Origin of the sequence: Cellulomonas sp. (assembly GCF_035634735.1) — a bacterium.
Taxonomy (GTDB): Bacteria; Actinomycetota; Actinomycetes; order Actinomycetales; family Cellulomonadaceae; genus Cellulomonas.
This window is the reverse complement of the sequence record NZ_DASQCJ010000229.1, coordinates 1-17,943: the sequence shown is the minus strand read 5'-3', so window position 1 is coordinate 17,943 and position 17,943 is coordinate 1. Positions and strand designations below refer to the sequence as shown.

Below are 17,943 nucleotides of genomic sequence, written 5' to 3'. Positions count from 1 at the left end.
TCACCGGGGCGTCACCGAATCCCCGTGACCCGTGTCGGACCCGCGTGGTGCACTGGGCGCACAGGGTCGTCCGTGCGGACGGTGCCGCTCCGCCGCCAGGCGGACCCCGGCCGCCGGCACGTCGTCCCGGGGGCCGATGCCCGGTGCGACGGGCCCGGTGAGGATGGGGGGAGGACCAGGGTGGACTCGGGGGAGTCCCCCATGTCACGGCCGACGGCACGCGCCTAGCGTGGACGACGGCCGACCCGCCCGAGGGCAGCCGCCGAACGACCCGGGAGCTGATGAACGTGCTGCAGGACTGGATCAGCGCCATCGAGGGCTGGGTGCCGATGCTGGCGGACTCGGTGTGGGTGTTCCCGGCGCTGTTCCTGTTCGCCACCATCGACGGCTTCTTCCCGCCGATCCCGAGCGAGTCGGTCGTGATCGCGCTGGCGTCGCTGTCGGTGGCGCACGGCTCGCCGAACATCGTGCTGGTCGCGCTGGCCGCCGCGGCCGGCGCGTTCGTGGGCGACCAGATCGCGTACACGATCGGCTCGAAGGTCGACGTCCACCGGCTCAAGGTGTTCCGCACGGCCCGCGGCCGCAAGGCGCTCGCCTGGGCGGAGCACGCGCTCGAGCACCGCGGGTCGTCGTTCATCCTCGCGGCGCGGTACATCCCGGTCGGCCGCGTCGCGGTGAACATGACCGCGGGGGCGCTGGGCTACCCGCGCAAGCGGTTCGTCGGGCTCACCGGGCTCGCCGCCGTGACCTGGGCGGTCTACGGCTCCGCCGTCGGCGCGGGGGCCGGGCTCTGGCTGGAGGACCACCCGCTGATCGCGGTGGTGGCCGGGGTCGTGGTCGGCACGCTCGTCGGCATCGGGATCGACTGGGTGCTGCGCCGGTGGACCGGGCTGGACCGGACGCCCGCGACGATGACGGCCGGCCAGCACGCAGCCGGCCAGGACGGCGCCCGCCCGCGCCCCGCCACCCCGGCCACCGCCACCCCGGCCCCCGTCGGCCCGCACCCCGCCGCCCCGCGCGCCGCGGCCCCGGCCACCCCCGCCCCGGTCCCGGCCGGCGCCGCGACCGCCCTGTGCGCGGTCCCGGCGCCCGGCGCGGCGGCGGGCGCAGCCGCCCCCGACCGCCGGGTCACGTCCCGGCAACGATCCGGCCCCGCCCGCTAACGATCCGGCATCGTCGGCCGGTCCCGGCCGGCCCCGCGCCTACGCTCGATCCGGGCCACAACGGCGTCGCCCCCGACGGCGGAGGCCGGGCAGACGCCCGCGCCTTCGCCCTGGGCACGGGGTACGGGCGACGGAGGGGCGGCGGCGACATGGTGGCACCGCGTCCTCGTGCACCCCGCGCCCGGCTCGCCGGCCTCGCGGCCCTCGCCCTCGCGGCCGTCCTGGCCGCCTGCTCGGGCGGCGACCCCGCCTCGGCCGGCGCCGACGCCGCGCAGCGGTCCGCTGCGGGCGCGTCGGTGTCGAGCGGCGCGGACTGCCTGGCGCCCCAGGTGCTCACCGCGCTCGGGTTCGCCGGCGCCGGCGCGGGCGCGGGCAGCACGGCCCACCCCGACGTGCCGGAGGTCGGGCCGGTCCCGGACGGCTTCACCGCGGTGTCCGCGGTGCTGTGCACCACGGGCGAGACGCTGACCGACGCGGCCGGCCGGTGGGCCGCCGTGACCGCGACGCGGCTGGAGGGCGACGTCCGGCCGCTGGTCACGGCGCTGTCCGCGGCACCGACCGTCCCCGCGTCGGGGACCGCGACGCCCGCCCCGTGCGGCACGGAAGCCCCGCGGGCGGACCTCTGGCTGGTGGACGCGCTGGGTGCCGCCGTCCGCGTGGCCCTGCCGTCCGGGGGCTGCGGGACGCTGCCGGTCGCGGTGTCCGAGGGTCTCGACGCGCTGGACGCGGTCGACGTCGAGCACTACCCGGTCGAGCTCGTCGGCCCGCGCGCGACGGCGTCCCCGACGGGGAGCTGACGGCCGGCCGGTCGGCGGACGCCCGGGTCAGAGCTTGCGGAGCCGCACCCGGCGGACGGAGTGGTCACCGCCCTTGGTCAGCACGAGGGTCGCGCGGCTGCGGGTGGGCAGGATGTTGCGCACCAGGTTCGGCGCGTTGATCGCGTCCCAGATGCCCTCGGCCCGCGCCACGGCCTCCTCGTCGCTGAGGCCGGCGTACCGGTGGAAGTACGACTCCGGCCGGGCGAACGCGGTCGACCGCAGGGACAGGAACCGCTCGACGTACCACTGCCGCACGTCGGAGGTCCGGGCGTCGACGTAGATCGAGAAGTCGAAGAAGTCGCTCACGGCGAGGTTGGACGTGCTGGAGGTGCCGGCGGCGGACGGGGCGGGCTGCAGGACGTTCAGACCCTCGACGATCAGCACGTCGGGCCGCCGCACGACCACCTCGGCGCCCGGGACGATGTCGTAGGTGACGTGGTCGTACACCGGGGCGCGGACCTCGTCGTGGCCGGCCTTGACCTTCGACACGAACTGCAGCAGCGCGCGGCGGTCGTAGGACTCGGGGAAGCCCTTGCGGTCCATGAGCCCGCGGCGCTCGAGCTCGGCGTTCGGGTGCAGGAAGCCGTCGGTGGTCATCAGCGCGACGTTCGGGGTCGCCGGCCAGCGGGCCATCAGCTCGCGGAGCAGCCGGGCGGTCGTCGACTTGCCGACGGCGACGGACCCGGCGACGCCGATGACGAACGGGGTGCGCGGGGTGTCCTCGCGCAGGAACGTCGACGACGCGGCGTGCAGCCGGCGGGTCGCGGTGACGTACAGGTCGAGCAGCCGGGACAGCGGCCGGTAGATCGCGTCCACCTCGGCCAGGTCGATCGGGTCGCCGAGCCCGCGGAGCCGGGTGACGTCGTCGTCGGTGAGGGGGAGCGGCGTGGACTCCGACAGGCGGACCCAGGAGTCCCGGTCGAGCTCCACGTACGGGGAGGTCTGCCCGGGGACGTCGGTGGCGCGCACCCGACGATTCTGCACGATGCGCCGGGTCGCGCCCGCCGGGCGGCGGGTCCGGGCGGACGTGACCTGCGCCGCGGCGGAGCGCCGCCGGCCGCCGCTAGACTCCCGCCCATGTGTGGAATCGTCGGGTATGTCGGTGACCATGGGCCGGACGGCCGGCCGCTCGGGGTCGTCCTGGAGGGCCTGCGTCGCCTGGAGTACCGCGGGTACGACTCGGCGGGCGTCGCCCTCGTCACCCCGGAGGGCCTGGCCACGGCCAAGAAGGCGGGCAAGCTCGTCAACCTGACGGGGCTGCTCGAGGAGCAGCCGCTGCCGGGGGCGACGGCGGGCATCGGGCACACCCGGTGGGCCACGCACGGCGGCCCGACGGACGTCAACGCGCACCCGCACGTCGCCGGCGGTCTCGCGCTGATCCACAACGGCATCGTGGAGAACTTCGCCGTGCTCAAGGAGGAGCTGCTGGCCGACGGCGCCGAGCTCCTGTCCGAGACGGACACCGAGGTCGTCGCGCACCTGCTGTCCCGCGCGTACGGCGAGGTGAAGGACCTCGGCGAGGCGATGCGCCAGGTGGTCCGCCGGCTGCACGGCACGTTCACCCTGCTGGCGGTGCACGAGGACCACCCGGACACCGTGGTCGGCGCACGGCACGACTCGCCGCTGGTCGTCGGGCTCGGGGACGGCGCGAACTACCTCGGCTCCGACGTCGCCGCGTTCATCGCGGAGACCCGCCGCGCGCTCGAGCTCGCGCAGGACCAGGTCGTCGTCATCACGCCGCGCTCGGTCACGGTGACGGACTTCGACGGCAACCCCGCCGAGGGCCGCGAGTACACGATCGACTGGGACGCCGCGGCGGCCGAGAAGGGCGGCTTCCGCTCCTTCATGGAGAAGGAGATCGCGGACCAGCCGCAGGCCGTCCAGGACACGCTGCTGGGCCGCACGGACACCCAGGGCCGCCTGGTGCTCGACGACCTCAAGATCTCCGAGTCGGTGCTGCGGTCGGTCGACAAGATCATCGTCATCGCGTGCGGGACCGCCGCGTACTCCGGGCACGTCGCCAAGTACGCCATCGAGCACTGGTGCCGCATCCCGGTCGAGGTCGAGCTCGCGCACGAGTTCCGCTACCGCGACCCGATCCTGAACGAGCGCACGCTCGTCGTGGCGATCTCGCAGTCGGGCGAGACGATGGACACGCTCATGGCGGTCCGGCACGCCCGCGAGCAGGGCGCCAAGGTGCTGGCCATCTGCAACACCCACGGGTCGACCATCCCGCGCGAGTCCGACGCGGTGCTCTACACGCACGCCGGCCCCGAGGTCGCGGTGGCGTCGACCAAGGCGTTCCTCGCGCAGATCACCGCCGCCTACCTGCTGGGCCTCTACCTGGCGCAGCTGCGCGGCAACAAGTTCGCGGACGAGATCGCGGAGATCCTCGAGGACCTGCGGGCCATGCCGGACAAGATCCAGGACGTCCTGGACCGCTCGGGCCGGGTGCGGGAGATCGCGCGGTGGATGGCGGACACCTCCTCGGTGCTGTTCCTGGGCCGGCACGTCGGGTTCCCGGTGGCGCTGGAGGGTGCGCTCAAGCTCAAGGAGATCGCGTACATCCACGCCGAGGGCTTCGCGGCCGGCGAGCTCAAGCACGGCCCGATCGCCCTGATCGAGCCCGGGCAGCCGGTGTTCGTGATCGTGCCGAGCCCGCGCGGCCGCGACTCGCTGCACTCGAAGGTCGTCTCCAACATCCAGGAGATCCGGGCGCGCGGCGCACGGACGCTGGTCATCGCGGAAGACGGCGACGAGGCGGTGCGCGCGTACGCCGACGAGGTGTTCTACGTGCCGCAGAGCCCGACGCTGCTCGCGCCGCTGCTGTCGGTCGTGCCGCTGCAGATCTTCGCGTGCGAGCTCGCCACGGCCCGCGGCCTGGACGTGGACCAGCCGCGGAACCTGGCGAAGTCGGTCACGGTCGAGTGATCGTCGGCGTCGGGATCGACGTCGTCGACGTCGCCCGGTTCCTGGCGACGGTCGAGCGGGTCCCGGCGCTGCGGGAGCGGCTGTTCACGCCGGAGGAGCGCGAGCTCGCGCCGGCGTCGCTGGCCGCGCGGTTCGCCGCCAAGGAGGCGATCGCCAAGTCGCTCGGCGCGCCGGCGGGGATGTCCTGGCAGGACGCCACGGTGCGCCGGGTGCGCGGCGAGCAGCCGGTGGTCGAGGTCACCGGCACGGTCGCGGCCGCGGCGGCGGCCCGCGGGGTGACGCGGTTCCACCTCTCGCTGAGCCACGACGCCGGCATCGCGTCGGCGATGGTGGTCGCGGAGTCGGACTGAGCCGCGCGCCCCGCCCGCCCTCGGGGCGACGGGCGCGGTCCGTCGCCCCGAGCGCGGTAGCCGGAGCCACCGCGCCCGGCGCGAGCTGCCGCGCCCGGCGCGAGCTGCCGCGCCCGGCGCGAGCCGCCGCGCTCGGCGGCGCCGCGGGCGCGCCGGTCAGCGCAGGGCCGGGACGACCTCGCGCTCGAACAGCTCGATGCCGCTGCGGTCGTAGGCGGCCTCGGCGAAGTACGTGATCGCGTAGGTCATGCCCAGCCCGCGGAGCTCGGTCAGCTTCTCGACGATCTGCTCCGGGGTGCCGACGAGCGGGCCGCGGCGGAACTCCTCGGCGACCTCGGGGGCCTTGGCCGGGACCGTGCGGGCGTAGTGCTCCTCGATCCAGGCGATCCGGTCGTCGACCTCCGCCTCGGTCGCCCCGATCACGACGTTGTAGTTGGCGGAGCGCGTGATCTCGTCGTAGTTCCGGCCGATCGCGGCGCAGTGCTCCTGCAGGACCCGGCTCTTGTGCGCGAAGCCCGCCGGGGTGCCGTCGAAGTTCGTGTACGCCGCGTGCTCGGCCGCGACGCGCAGGGTCTTGCGCTCGCCGCCGCCCGCGATCCACAGCGGCGGGCCGTCGACCTGCAGGGGGAGCGGGGCGAGCTGGGCGCCGTCGACCTGGTAGTGCCGCCCGTCGAGGGTCGCGACGCCGTTGGTCCACAGCTGCTTCATGATCTGCACGCCCTCGTCGAGCATGGCGATCCGCTCGCCCGGCCGCGGGAAGCCGTAGCCGTAGGCGCGCCACTCGTGCTCGTACCAGCCGGCGCCGATGCCCATCTGGACGCGGCCGCCGGAGATGATGTCGGCCGTCGCGGCGACCTTCCCCAGGTAGGCGGGGTTCCGGTAGGACATGCAGGTGCACATCTGGCCGAGCGTCACGCGGCTGGTCGTGGCCGCGTAGGCGTTCATGAGGCTCCAGGCCTCGTGGGTGGCCTCGCCGTTGGGCTCGGGCACCGCGTGGAAGTGGTCGTAGACCCAGATCGAGTCGAAGGCGTCGCCCTGGTCGGCGTAGGTGGCGAGGCCGTTCATGACGGACCAGTGGTCGCGGGCCTCGATGCCCGTGAGGTCCTGCCGCCAGCCCTGGGGGATGAAGAGTCCGAAGCGCATGCGCGCAACGTAACCCCGCGCGCGGGGGAGCGCCGCACGGCGACCACGCACGGAGGCGCGCTGCGCCGGTGCCCGACGGGTGCGGCGCGCCGGGCCCGGCGGGCGCCCACGCGCGCCGGGCCCGGGCCTCCGCCAGGATGGACGCATGATCCTGGGGTACACGGCGGCCGAGGTCCGGGCGGCGGAGGAGCCGCTGCTCGCGGACGGGGTGCCGCTCATGCAGCACGCGGCGTTCGCGCTGGCGACGCGGGTGGCGGCGGAGCTCGCCGACCGGCGCGGTCAGGTGCGTGGCGCGACGGTGGTGGCGCTGGTCGGGTCGGGGAACAACGGCGGCGACGCGCTGCACGCGGGGGCGTTCCTGGCGCGGCGCGGGGTGCGGGTGGTCGCGGTGTGCGCGACCGGCACGCCGCACGCGGAGGGGCTCGCGGCGCTGCGCCGGGCCGGCGGGCGCGCGGTGCGGGCGGTCGAGCCGACCGCGGGCGGCGCGAACGGCGCGGACGCGGGCGGCGCGGGCGCGGGCGGGTCGGCGTCGGACGGTGCGGGGTCGGACGGACCCGACCTGCCCGGGGTGTGGCTCGGCGACGCCGTGGCCGAGGCGTACGCCGCGGACGTCGTGCTGGACGGCCTGCTCGGCATCGGCGGCCGGGGCGCGCCGCGCGGGGTGGCCGGCCTGCTGGCGGGGCTGCTCGCCGACCTGCTGGACGCCGAGGACGCGGGCGCCGCCGCCGGGGGGCCCCGCAGCGCGGCCGAGGCGGGCGGCGGCCCGCTCGTCGTCGCGGTCGACCTGCCGAGCGGCGTGGGCGTGGACGACGGGTCGCTGCCCGACGGCCCGGTGCTGCCGGCGGGGCTGACGGTGACGTTCGGCGCGGCGAAGCCCGGGCTGCTGCTGCCGCCCGCGGCGCGGCGCGCGGGCCGGGTGGAGGTGGTCGACCTCGGCCTGCCGCTGCCCGGCCGCCCCGCGGTCGCGCGCCTGGCGCCGGCGGACGTCGCGGCGCTGTGGCCGGTGCCCGGGCCGGCGGACCAGAAGTACAGCCGCGGGGTGCTCGGGGTCGTCGCGGGGACCCCGGCGTACCCGGGCGCGGCGGTGCTCACGGTGTCGGCGGCGGCGCTCGCGGGCGTGGGGATGGTCCGGTACGTGGGGCCGTCGGCGGTCGCGCGGTCGGTGCTCGCCGCCCGGCCCGAGGTCGTGGCGGGGGACGGGCGGGTGCAGGCCTGGCTGCTCGGCCCGGGCGTCGACCCGGGTCACGGCAAGCAGGCCCGCCGGCTGACGGACGCGCTGCACGCGGCGCTCGCGGCGGGGCTGCCCGCGGTGCTGGACGCGGGCGCGCTGGCGCTGGCGCCCCGCGAGCTCGCGCCGTGGTGCGTGCTCACCCCGCACGCGGGGGAGCTGGCGACGCTGCTGGGCCGGCTCGGCGAGGACGTGGCGCGCGCGGCGGTCGAGGCGGAGCCGCTGCGCTGGGCGCGCCGGGCGCACGAGCTCACCGGCGCGACGGTGCTGCTCAAGGGCTCGACGACCGTCGTCGTGGGTGCGGGCGGCGCGGTGTACGCGCAGGCGGACGCCCCGGGCTGGCTGGCGACCGCCGGCTCGGGCGACGTGCTCGCGGGCGTGCTCGGCGCGCTGCTCGCGGGCCGGGCGGCGGACGTGCTGGACGACCCGCCGCTCGCGGCCGCGCTGGCGGCCGCGGCGGCGCTGGTGCACGGCCGGGCGGCCGAGGTCGCGGTCCCCGGCGGGCCGGTCACGGCGCTGGCCGTCGCGCACGCGCTCCCGGCGACCGTGGCAGGGTTGCTGCGTGGCTGAGACCCCGACCGTCGCCGCCGGCGACCCGCACGACCCCGGCCCCGCCGGCCCGTCCCCGCGCACCCCGCTCGCCGCGGCCCCGCTCCGGGACGACCTCCGGCGCCAGGTGGCCGCGCTCCTCGACCCGCCCGAGGGGGCGGCGGCCCCGGCGCGCCGGCTGCTCGGCATCGCGGGCGCGCCCGGCGCCGGCAAGTCGACGCTGAGCGCGCAGATCCTGGCCGCGTTCCCGGGCCGGTGCGTCGTCGTGCCGATGGACGGGTTCCACCTCGCGCAGACGGAGCTCGAGCGGCTCGGCCGGGCGGACCGCAAGGGCGCGCCGGACACGTTCGACGCCGCGGGCTACGTCGCGCTGCTGCGCCGGCTGCGCGCGCCGGTCGCGGGGGAGACGGTGTACGCGCCGGAGTACCGCCGCGACCTGCGCAACGGCGTGGCCGGGGCGATCGGCGTGCCGGCGGACGTGCCGCTCGTGATCACGGAGGGCAACTACCTGCTGCACGACCGGGACGGGTTCGCGCCGGTGCGCGACCTGCTGGACGCGTGCTGGTTCGTCGACCTGCCGGAGGAGGTGCGCGCGGAGCGGCTGGTCGCCCGGCACGAGCTGTTCGGCAAGCCGCCGGCCGCCGCGTACGCGTGGACGCACGGGCCGGACCAGCGGAACGCGGACCTGGTGGCGGCGACCCGGACCCGCGCCGACGCGGTGGTCACGGTCGACTGACCCCGCCGCCGGGACGCCGCCGCACCGCCGCACCGCCGCCCGGCCGCGCGTCCCCGCGCGAGGCACCGGCGCGCCGGTGGGAGACTGGGGGCGTGAGCAGGTTTCCCGCGCGGGCGGTCGTCGACCTCGGGGCCGTGCGTGCCAACGCGCGGACCCTCGGCGACCTCGCGCCGACGGCGCAGCTCATGGCGGTCGTGAAGGCCGACGCCTACGGCCACGGGCTGCTGCCGGTCGCGCGCGCCGCGGTCGAGGGCGGCGCGACCTGGCTGGGCGTCGCCCAGGTGTCCGAGGCGCTGGCCCTGCGCGCCGGCGGGGTGACCGCCCGGGTCCTGACGTGGCTGTACGCCCCGGGGGCGCCGCTGGCCGAGGCCGTGGCCGCCGACGTCGACCTGTCCGTCGCGGCGCCCTGGGCGCTGCGCGAGGTCGCCGCCGCCGCCCGCGCGACCGGCCGCGCCGCCCGGATCCATGTGAAGGTCGACACCGGCCTGGGCCGCAACGGCCTGACCCCGGCGGACCTGCCGGCCGTCGTCGACGAGGCGCTGCGGCTGGAGGCCGAGGGCGTCGTCCGCCTGGTGGGCATCTGGTCGCACCTGGCGTTCGCCGACGAGCCCGGCCACCCGAGCCTGCACGCCCAGGGCGACGTCCTGCGCGCGGCGGCGGCGGACGCCGAGGCCCGCGGGGCCCGGTTCGAGGTGCGGCACATCGCGGCCTCCGCCTCGACGCTGACCGACCCGGAGCTGCACCTCGACCTGGTGCGCCCGGGGATCGCGCTGTACGGGCTGACCCCGGTCCCGCAGCTCGGCGGGCCGGAGCGGTTCGGGCTGGTGCCGGCGATGACCGTCGAGGCCGAGCTCGCGAACGTCAAGCGGCTGCCCGCCGGGCACGGCGTGTCCTACGGCCACCACTACGTGACGCCGCGGGACACCGTCGTCGGCGTGGTGCCGCTGGGGTACGCGGACGGCGTGCCGCGGCACGCGTCGGGCGCGGACGGCGCCCCGGGCGCCCCGCTGGGCGTCGGCGGGCGGCGGCTGGCGATCGCCGGGCGGGTCTGCATGGACCAGGTGATGGTGGACCTCGGGCCGGGCGCGACGGAGCAGGCCGGCGACCGCGTGGTGCTGTTCGGCACCGGCGCGGACGGCGGCCCGACGGCCCAGGAGTGGGCCGACGCGGCGGGCACGATCAGCTACGAGATCGTCACCCGGCTCGGTGCCCGGGTGCCGCGGGTGTACGTGGACGGCGGCCGGGAGGTCCCGGCGAGCGGCGCGGAGCGCGTCGCGGAGGGAGTGGCGTGAGCGAGCAGGACGGGGCGACCGCGACGGTCGCCGAGGTGACGGTGGACCTGGCGGACGCGGACGCGACCCGCGCGTACGGCGAGGCGCTCGCCGCGCTGCTGCGGGCGGGCGACCTCGTCGTGCTGACCGGCGACCTCGGCGCGGGCAAGACGACGCTGACCCAGGGCATCGGCACCGGGCTGGGCGTGCGCGGCGCGGTGGCCTCGCCGACGTTCGTCATCGCGCGGGTGCACCCGCCGCTGCCGCGCCCGGACGGCCCGACGGGCCCGACGCTGGTGCACGTCGACGCCTACCGGCTCGGCTCGCTCGACGAGGTCGACGCGCTCGACCTGGACACCTCGCTGGACGAGTCGGTGACCGTCGTCGAGTGGGGCGAGGGCCTGGTGGAGTCGCTGGCCGACGACCGCCTGGAGGTGGCCCTGCGCCGCCCCCGCGGGGCCGACGCCGCCGGTGGCGCCCCGCACGCGGAGCACGCGGAGGACGCCGCCGCGGGCGTGCGCGCGGTGACCGTCCGCGCGCGCGGCGACCGCTGGCGCGGCGTCGCGCTGCCCGGCGCCCCCACCCGGCCCGGCGCCACGGCGTCCCCGGCCTGACCTCCGGCGCCGCCGCGCCCCGTTCCCGCGACCTCGCGACCCGTCCCCGACCCCGAAGGAACCCACCGGTGCCCGTCCTCGCCCTCGACACCTCCGCCGCCGCGTCCGCCGCCGTCGTCGACGACGCCGGCCGCACCCTGGCCACCCGGTCGACCGGCGAGTCCCGCCGGCACGCGGAGACCCTGACCCCGCTGCTCGACGAGGTCCTGGCGGAGGCGGGCGTCGCCCGCACGGACCTGACCGCGGTCGTGGCGGGGACCGGCCCTGCGCCGTTCACCGGCCTGCGGGTCGGCCTGGTCACCGCCCGCACGCTGGGCCTGGCGCTCGGCGTGCCGGTGCACGGGGTGTCGTCGCTCGACGCGCTGGCCCTGGCCACGGTCGCGGCCGCCGCGTCCGGCACGGGGCCCGAGGTCGACGGCCGAGAGGTGCTGGTCCTGACGGACGCGCGCCGCAAGGAGGTCTACTGGGCCCGGTACCGCGCGGTCGTCGGCGCCGGCACCGCGCCGTCCGTCGAGGCCGTCGAGGGCCCCGGCGTGGCGACCCCGGCCGCCGTCGCGGAGCAGGGCCTCGACGGGTTGCTGCTCGTCGGCCCGGGGACCGCGCTGTACCCGGAGCTGCTGCCGCCGTCGCCCGGCACCCCCGACGCCGTCGACGCGGCGGACCTGGCGCGGGTGGCGCTCGCGCGGCTCGCCGTGGGCGGCTCGGGCCTGGTGCTGCCGACCGAGCCGCTGTACCTGCGCCGGCCGGACGCCGTGCCGCCGGCCGCCGCGAAGCGGGCGCGGGCGTGACCTCGCCCGCCGACAGCGCGGGGCCCGACGGCACGTCCCCCGACGGCGCGGCCCCCGCGGCCCGCACCGCGGACGTCCTGCTCCGGCCGCTGGTCCCCGGCGACCTCGACGCGCTCGAGGAGATGGAGGAGGCGCTGTTCGGCGCGGGCGCCTGGTCCCGGGCGTCGCTCGCGGAGGAGATCACCGGCCCGGGCCGCTGGTACGTCGGGGCGCAGGACCGCGCGTCGGGCGAGCTGGTCGGCTACGCGGGCCTGTGGTTCGACGGCTACGACGGCCAGGTGATGACGGTCGGCACCCGCCCGGACGCGCAGGGCCGCGGGGTCGGCCGGATGCTGCTCGACGCGCTGCTGGACCGCGCGCGCGAGCTCGGCGCGGGCGACGTGCTGCTGGAGGTCCGGGTCGACAACGAGCCGGCGCTGCGGCTGTACGAGCGCGCGGGCTTCGAGCGGTTCGGGCGGCGCAAGGGCTACTACCAGCCGGAGAACGTCGACGCCTGGACGATGCGCCGCAGGGCCTGACCCCGCCGGGACGCGGCGCCCGGCGCGGGCCCGGACGCGACGAGGGCCCCGCCCGGACGAACCGGTGCGGGGCCCTCGCGCGTGCCGCCCGGGCGGCGGCGGGCGTCAGATCGAGCGCGCGACGTCCTCGAAGTCGAGGCGGCCCTGGCGCGGGTGCGAGGCCGGCATGCCGAAGCCCTCGACGTCCTCCGGCGCGCTGCCGACGTTCAGCACCATGATCGAGCGCCAGCCCGAGCCGGCGAGCAGGTCGGTGTCGAGCCCCGGGGCGTCGAAGCCGGTCATCGGCCCGACGTGCAGCCCGGCGGCGCGCAGGCCGACGATGAGGTAGCCGGCCTGCAGGAAGGCGTTGTCGCGGGACATCCGGGCGCGGACGTCCTCGACGCCGGCGAAGTTGTCGCGCGCGCCGGCCATGTGCGGGGCCAGGCGGGGCAGCTGCTCGTGGAAGTCGACGTCGGCGGCCACGACGATGCTGAGCGGCGCGCGCCGGGTCTTGGCCTTGTTGCCCTCGTTCATGTGGTCGACCAGGCGCTCGCGGCCCTCGCCCGAGCGGACGAGCAGCAGGCGCAGCGGCAGCGAGTTCATCGCGGTCGGGCCCCAGCGGACGACGTCCCAGACGGCGCGGACCTGCTCGTCGGTGACCTCGCCGTCGGTGAACGTGTTGACGGTGCGGGCGTCCCGGAACACCAGGTCCACGATCTCCTGCGGGACGCGGAGGTCGGCGGTGACGGACGACGGTGCGGTGTCGATGCTCATGATCGGTTGAATGCGCAACATCTACGAGGTCATCCCCGTTGCCTGCGTGAACCGTGTCACACCGCGCGCGGGCCCGGGCGGGCACCGCCCGCGCGAGGGGACCGCCGGGCGCGGCCTAGACTCGGGGGCATGCCTGACGCGCCCCTCGTCCTCGGGATCGAGACGTCCTGCGACGAGACCGGGGTCGCCCTGGTCCGCGCCCACGCCGACCGCAGCGAGCTCCTGGTCGACGCCGTCGCGTCCTCCATGGACGAGCACGCGCGGTTCGGCGGGATCATCCCGGAGATCGCCTCCCGCGCCCACCTCGAGGCGATGATCCCGACGATCGAGCGCGCGCTCGGCACGGCCGGCGTCACCCTCGCCGACGTCGACGCGGTCGCGGTCACCGCCGGGCCCGGCCTGGTCGGCTCGCTCACCGTCGGCACGGCCGCCGCCAAGGCGCTGGCCTACGGGCTCGGCAAGCCGCTGTACGGCGTGAACCACGTCATCGGCCACGCGGCCGTGGACGAGCTGGTGCACGGCCTGTTCCCCGACCGCGTCATGGCGCTGGTCGTGTCCGGCGGCCACTCCAGCCTGCTGCTCATCGACGACGTCGTCACCGGCGTGCACGAGCTCGGCTCGACGCTCGACGACGCGGCGGGGGAGGCGTTCGACAAGGTCGGCCGCCTGCTCGGCCTGCCCTACCCCGGCGGCCCGCACATCGACCGTCTGGCGCGCGAGGGCGACCCGACCGCGATCCGGTTCCCCCGCGGGCTCACCGCCGCCAAGGACCAGGCGAAGCACGCGTACGACTTCTCGTTCTCGGGCCTGAAGACCGCCGTGGCCCGCTGGGTCGAGGCGCGCGAGGACGCCGGCGAGGAGATCCCGCTGGAGGACGTGTCGGCGTCGTTCGCGGCGTCGGTCGCCGACGTGCTCACCGCCAAGACGATCGCGGCCTGCCAGAAGCACGGCGTCGAGACCCTGGTGGTCGGCGGCGGGTTCTCCGCGAACTCCCAGCTGCGCGACATGGCCGCCGAGCGGTGCGCGGCGGCCGGGATCGACCTGCGCATCCCGCCGATCAAGTACTGCACGGACAACGGCGCGATGATCGCCGCCCTGGGCGCCGCCGTCGTGCGGCGCGGGCTGCCTCCGTCGGACTTCGCGATCGGCGTGGACTCGACGATGCCGCTGGAGACCGTCACGGTCTGACGCGCTCGCGCGCCCGGCGTCAGAGCGGCCGGCCCGCCCGCATCTCGGCGACCAGCGACGCCACCACCGCGTCGAGCTCGCCGGCGTTCCGCCGGGCCACGGCCCGCTGCCGCTGGTACGACGCCCCCTTGCGCAGGATGACCCGCACGGCGTCGAGCTCGGCCGCGCAGCCCAGCCGCTCGGCGACCGGCTCCAGGTCGACGAGCAGCCGCGCCACGGCGTCGGTGACGAGCTCCTCGTCGCCCGCCGCGTTCGTGATGATGATCGCGTCCATGCCGTAGCGCGCGGAGCGCCACTTGTTCTCCTGCGCGAACCACGGCGGGATCGTCGGCAGCGGCTCCCCGCGGTCGAGCAGCGTGGAGAAGTGCTCGACCAGGCAGTGCGTCAGCGCGGCGAGGGCCGTGACCTCCAGCAGGCTGGGGGAGCCGTCGCAGATCCGGGCCTCGATCGTGCCGAACCGCGGCGACGGCCGGACGTCCCAGCGCACCTCGTCGAACGCGTCGATCACGCCGGTGTGCAGCATGTCGCCGACGTAGGCCTCCAGCTGGTCCCAGCGCTCGAACGGGAAGGGCAGGCCGGCGGTCGGCAGCTGCTGGAACATCAGGGCGCGGTTCGACGCGTACCCGGTGTCCTTGCCGCCCCAGAACGGGCTCGACGCCGACAGCGACTGCAGGTGCGCGAACGTGGTGAGCAGCGCGCGGGAGATCGGCAGCACCTTGTCCCGGTCCTCGATGCCGACGTGCACGTGCACCCCGTAAATCAGCATCTGCCGGCCCCACCACTGCGTGCGGTCGATCAGGGTGGCGTACCGCTGCTTGTCGGTGACCTTCTGCTGCGCCCACCGGGCGAACGGGTGGGTGCCGGCGCTCATCAGCTCGACGCGCAGCGGGTCGGTCACCGTCCGGACCTCGTCGACCGCGCGCTGCAGGTCCGCGCCCGCCTCGCCGACGGTGCGGCACACGCCGGACACCACCTCGACGGTGTTGAGCAGCAGCTCCTGCTTGATCGCGGGGTGCTCGGCGGCGCCGGCGGGCCGGACGGCGTCGAGGACGGTGCTGGCGACCTGGCGCAGGTCGCCGGAGTCGGCGTCGACGAGCGCGAGCTCCCACTCGATCCCGACGGTCGACCGCTCGGACCGCGCGAACGGCAGCCGGGCGGGCGTGGTCATGCGGCCGCGCCGACCGGCTCGACCAGGAGCACCTGCTGCTGGCCGGCGACCCGGGTGAGCACGATCGTCGCCGCGGCCGTCCCGCGCAGGTCGAGCTGCCGGCGGAGCTGCTCGGGGACCACGGCGGTGCCGCGCTTCTTGATCGTGAGCGACCCGACCCCGCGCTCGCGCAGGTAGGCCCGGAGCCGCTTGAGGCCGAACGGCAGGGTGTCGAGCACGCGGTAGGCCGTGGCGAACGGGGTCGCGTGCAGCGCGTCGGAGGTCACGTAGGCGATCGTGCTGTCCACGAGCCGTCCCTGCACCTCGGCGGCGACCTCGGCGACCAGCCCGGCGCGGATCACGGCGCCGTCGGGCTCGTACAGGTAGGCCCCGACGGGCCCGACCGCGGCCCGTTCCCGCCCGGCGGACGCGCGCAGGACGGCGGAGCCGCCGCCCGCGCCGAGCAGCAGCGCCGACCGGCCCGGTCCCTCGGGCGCGAGCGGGCCGAACCACAGGCCGAGCTCGACGACGTCGCCGTCGACCGACACCCACTGCGCCTCGGCGTCGTCGGGCAGCGCGCTGTGCGGCACCCCCGGACCGAGCTTGAGGCCGAGGGCGGGCACGCGCTCGCGCAGGGCGAGCACGTCGTCGAGCGGCGGGGCGTAGGCGGCGGGGTCGAACACCCGGCTGCCGCCCGAGGTGCGGCGCGCGGGGTCGGCGTACACGCCGTCGACCCCCTCGGCGGCCAGGTCGACGGCGAGCCCGTCGCCGTGCCGGACCTCGGCCTCGGGGAACGCCCGCAGGTTGATGGTGGCCAGGGCGGCGGTGGTCTCGTCGGCGTCGACCGCGAGCACCCGCAGCCCGACCCCGGCGAACGCCATCGCGTCGGCCCCGAGGCCCGAGGTCAGGTCGGCGACGCGCGTGACGCCCGCGGCCGCGTACCGGCGCGCGTGCCGGGCGGCGACGACCAGCCGGGTCGCCTGCTCCAACCCCGCGGGGGTGAACAGCATGCCGTCGGCGAACTCGCCGAGCTTGTCGTGCGCCTTCGCGCGCAGCCGCGACTGGGTCAGCGCCGCGGCGACCAGGTCGGCGTCGAAGCCGTCCTTGCGCAGCCGCTCCGACAGGGCCATCGCGTGCCGCTCGTCGTACGGGGGCAGGGCGGACAGCAGAGCCCAGCCCTCGGGGCTGAGCAGCTTGGCGAGGCCGGACGCGTCCATCCCGCGATCCTCGCACGGCGGCGCGGGCGGGCGACGGGCGCCGCGGCGGGGGCGGACGGATGTGACGTCGACCCCCCGGACGTTGGCACTCGCCTTGACCGAGTGCTAACGGGTTCCTAGAGTGCTGATCGGCACTCTCCTCGTGGGAGTGCCAGCGCACCGCAGTTCGGCCGGCACCCGCGACGACGGCAGGACCGACGGGGCGACAACGGACATCAGGCAGCACTCACACGCGAAGGGGAGGTCCGCTGTGTCGGTCTCCATCAAGCCGCTCGAGGACCGGATCGTCGTCAAGACGCTCGAGGCGGAGCAGACGACCGCCTCCGGTCTCGTCATCCCGGACAGCGCCAAGGAGAAGCCCCAGGAGGGCGAGGTCCTGGCCGTGGGTCCGGGTCGCATCGACGACCACGGCAACCGCGTCCCGCTCGACGTGGCGGTCGGTGACAAGGTCATCTACAGCAAGTACGGCGGCACCGAGGTCAAGTACGACGGCGAGGAGTACCTGATCCTCTCCGCGCGCGACATCCTGGCGGTCGTCACCAAGTGACGCCCCCCGCCGGCCGCTGAGGCCGGCGGTCGCCCGACGAGGGCCCCCTCCGCGGACGGAGGGGGCCCTCGTCGCGTCCGGCGGCGCGCGCCGCGCCGGTGCGCCGGGCGACCGGCCGCCGCGAGCCGCCGCCCACCGCGCCGCGCTCCGCGATCCGCGAGTGAGCAAGGAACCCGCCGAGTGAGTAGCCCCCGGGTACCCGCTCGGCGCGTTTCCTGCTCACTGGGCGACGGTGGGCGGGCGACGACAGGCGCGCGACGCCGGCGGGATGCGCGCGGCGGCCGGCGGGACCGCGCGACGGCCGGCGGGCAGCGGGGCGCCGCGCGGCGGCCGGCGGGCATCCGGACGCCGCCCGAGGCTGCCGGCCGACCACCGGCCGCCGCCCCGGGCGCCTGGCCAGCGGCGGCGGCCGGTGGGCCGGCGCGCGGCGCACCGCACCGCGGGCCGTCGCGAAGCGGGTGGGGTCAGCCGACCTCGGCGCGGGTGCGGCCCGCGCGGCTGGCCAGGGTGGCGGCGCGCTCGTCCTCGGACAGGCCGCCCCAGACGCCGTACGGCTCGCGGACGGACAGGGACTGCTTCAGGCACTCCTTGATCACCGGGCAGGTGGCGCAGATCGCCTTGGCCGCCTCGGCGCGGCGGCGGCGCGCAGACCCGCGCTCGCCCTCGGGGTGGAAGAACAGGTCCTGGTCGGCGTCGCGGCACGCGCCCTCGTACTGCCACTCCCAGAGCTCCATGACGGGTCCCGGAAGGCGAGAGATCTCAGCCATGGTGTGTCCTCCATCTGTGCGGCGGCGTCAGCCGTCAGTACCTCGTGCTCGGTGCGGGTCCGGCTGCGACTCGGGACCGAAGTCCCTGGTGAGCCGGTGAACCCTGCTGATGAGGACAGTACAACCGCGCCAGCAGTTGTTCAAGACCGTGTCGTGACCGAGTTCTGGCGCGGTTGTGCACAGGGTTGTTCACGGCTGTGGAGCGATTCGGGCAG

The 17,943-nt window shown here is 76.6% G+C and carries 18 protein-coding genes; 12 read left to right on the top strand and 6 right to left on the bottom strand.

What is annotated here, in order from left to right; genetic code table 11:
* Positions 1-281: 281 nt before the first annotated feature.
* Positions 282-1,163: a DedA family protein gene (locus tag VER05_RS18355; protein WP_324846750.1), complete on the top strand. Its 882-nt coding sequence runs from the start codon at positions 282-284 to the stop codon at positions 1,161-1,163.
* A 149-nt stretch (positions 1,164-1,312) separates the two neighbouring features.
* On the top strand, positions 1,313-1,960 hold the full coding sequence (locus VER05_RS18350; RefSeq protein ID WP_324846749.1) for a hypothetical protein: 648 nt from the start codon (positions 1,313-1,315) through the stop codon (positions 1,958-1,960).
* A 27-nt stretch (positions 1,961-1,987) separates the two neighbouring features.
* On the opposite strand, the gene coaA is transcribed toward VER05_RS18350, so the two are convergent.
* Positions 1,988-2,950 (bottom strand): type I pantothenate kinase, encoded by a 963-nt coding sequence (gene coaA, locus VER05_RS18345; protein ID WP_316043647.1) that lies wholly within the window; start codon positions 2,948-2,950, stop codon positions 1,988-1,990.
* Between the two features lie 108 nt (positions 2,951-3,058).
* Between coaA and glmS the strand changes: the two genes are divergently transcribed.
* Positions 3,059-4,912 (top strand): glutamine--fructose-6-phosphate transaminase (isomerizing), encoded by a 1,854-nt coding sequence (glmS, locus tag VER05_RS18340; RefSeq protein ID WP_324846748.1) that lies wholly within the window; start codon positions 3,059-3,061, stop codon positions 4,910-4,912.
* Positions 4,909-5,262 carry a holo-ACP synthase gene (locus VER05_RS18335; protein WP_147794323.1) on the top strand — a complete coding sequence of 118 codons (354 nt, stop codon included), beginning with the start codon at positions 4,909-4,911 and terminating at the stop codon, positions 5,260-5,262. Before glmS ends, VER05_RS18335 begins: the two co-directional genes overlap by 4 nt.
* Positions 5,263-5,418: 156 nt before the next feature.
* Here VER05_RS18335 and VER05_RS18330 read toward each other — a convergent pair whose 3' ends face one another.
* Entirely contained in the window at positions 5,419-6,405 is a 987-nt protein-coding gene (locus VER05_RS18330; RefSeq protein WP_324846747.1) for an LLM class F420-dependent oxidoreductase, read from the bottom strand.
* A gap of 145 nt (positions 6,406-6,550) precedes the next feature.
* Between VER05_RS18330 and VER05_RS18325 the strand changes: the two genes are divergently transcribed.
* From VER05_RS18325 to rimI, 6 genes are all read left to right on the top strand, one after another.
* Positions 6,551-8,203 (top strand): bifunctional ADP-dependent NAD(P)H-hydrate dehydratase/NAD(P)H-hydrate epimerase, encoded by a 1,653-nt coding sequence (locus VER05_RS18325; RefSeq protein ID WP_324846746.1) that lies wholly within the window; start codon positions 6,551-6,553, stop codon positions 8,201-8,203.
* Positions 8,204-8,309: 106 nt separating this feature from the next.
* Positions 8,310-8,918, top strand: coding sequence for a nucleoside/nucleotide kinase family protein (locus VER05_RS18320; RefSeq protein WP_324846759.1), 609 nt, complete (start codon positions 8,310-8,312; stop codon positions 8,916-8,918).
* A gap of 92 nt (positions 8,919-9,010) precedes the next feature.
* A complete protein-coding gene (gene alr, locus VER05_RS18315) occupies positions 9,011-10,210 on the top strand; it encodes an alanine racemase (RefSeq protein WP_324846745.1) in 1,200 nt (399 codons plus the stop codon).
* On the top strand, positions 10,207-10,803 hold the full coding sequence (gene tsaE, locus VER05_RS18310; RefSeq protein WP_324846744.1) for a tRNA (adenosine(37)-N6)-threonylcarbamoyltransferase complex ATPase subunit type 1 TsaE: 597 nt from the start codon (positions 10,207-10,209) through the stop codon (positions 10,801-10,803). Before alr ends, tsaE begins: the two co-directional genes overlap by 4 nt.
* A 68-nt stretch (positions 10,804-10,871) precedes the next feature.
* Positions 10,872-11,591, top strand: coding sequence for a tRNA (adenosine(37)-N6)-threonylcarbamoyltransferase complex dimerization subunit type 1 TsaB (gene tsaB / locus VER05_RS18305; RefSeq protein WP_324846743.1), 720 nt, complete (start codon positions 10,872-10,874; stop codon positions 11,589-11,591).
* Complete coding sequence (rimI, locus tag VER05_RS18300) at positions 11,588-12,109, top strand: ribosomal protein S18-alanine N-acetyltransferase (RefSeq protein WP_324846742.1); 522 nt, start codon at positions 11,588-11,590, stop codon at positions 12,107-12,109. The genes tsaB and rimI overlap by 4 nt, the downstream gene beginning before the upstream one ends.
* A gap of 105 nt (positions 12,110-12,214) precedes the next feature.
* Here the strand turns inward: rimI and VER05_RS18295 are convergent, their stop codons facing one another.
* A complete protein-coding gene (locus VER05_RS18295) occupies positions 12,215-12,862 on the bottom strand; it encodes a malonic semialdehyde reductase (protein WP_324846741.1) in 648 nt (215 codons plus the stop codon).
* A 129-nt stretch (positions 12,863-12,991) separates the two neighbouring features.
* Here VER05_RS18295 and tsaD point away from each other — a divergent pair, with 129 nt between their 5' ends.
* Entirely contained in the window at positions 12,992-14,050 is a 1,059-nt protein-coding gene (gene tsaD / locus VER05_RS18290) for a tRNA (adenosine(37)-N6)-threonylcarbamoyltransferase complex transferase subunit TsaD (RefSeq protein WP_324846740.1), read from the top strand.
* Between the two features lie 19 nt (positions 14,051-14,069).
* On the opposite strand, the gene VER05_RS18285 is transcribed toward tsaD, so the two are convergent.
* Together VER05_RS18285 and VER05_RS18280 are read right to left on the bottom strand one after the other, a co-directional pair.
* Positions 14,070-15,218: a glutamate--cysteine ligase gene (locus tag VER05_RS18285; RefSeq protein ID WP_324846739.1), complete on the bottom strand. Its 1,149-nt coding sequence runs from the start codon at positions 15,216-15,218 to the stop codon at positions 14,070-14,072.
* The gene (locus VER05_RS18280) at positions 15,215-16,414 is read right to left on the bottom strand and encodes a class I SAM-dependent methyltransferase (RefSeq protein WP_324846738.1); all 1,200 of its coding nucleotides are present in this window, start codon (positions 16,412-16,414) and stop codon (positions 15,215-15,217) included. Before VER05_RS18280 ends, VER05_RS18285 begins: the two co-directional genes overlap by 4 nt.
* Positions 16,415-16,664: 250 nt before the next feature.
* On the opposite strand from VER05_RS18280, the gene groES reads away from it, so the two are divergent.
* The gene (groES, locus tag VER05_RS18275; RefSeq protein WP_324846737.1) at positions 16,665-16,961 is read left to right on the top strand and encodes a co-chaperone GroES; all 297 of its coding nucleotides are present in this window, start codon (positions 16,665-16,667) and stop codon (positions 16,959-16,961) included.
* A gap of 464 nt (positions 16,962-17,425) precedes the next feature.
* Here groES and VER05_RS18270 read toward each other — a convergent pair whose 3' ends face one another.
* Positions 17,426-17,728 (bottom strand): WhiB family transcriptional regulator, encoded by a 303-nt coding sequence (locus VER05_RS18270; protein ID WP_324846736.1) that lies wholly within the window; start codon positions 17,726-17,728, stop codon positions 17,426-17,428.
* Between the last annotated feature and the right edge of the window lie 215 nt (positions 17,729-17,943).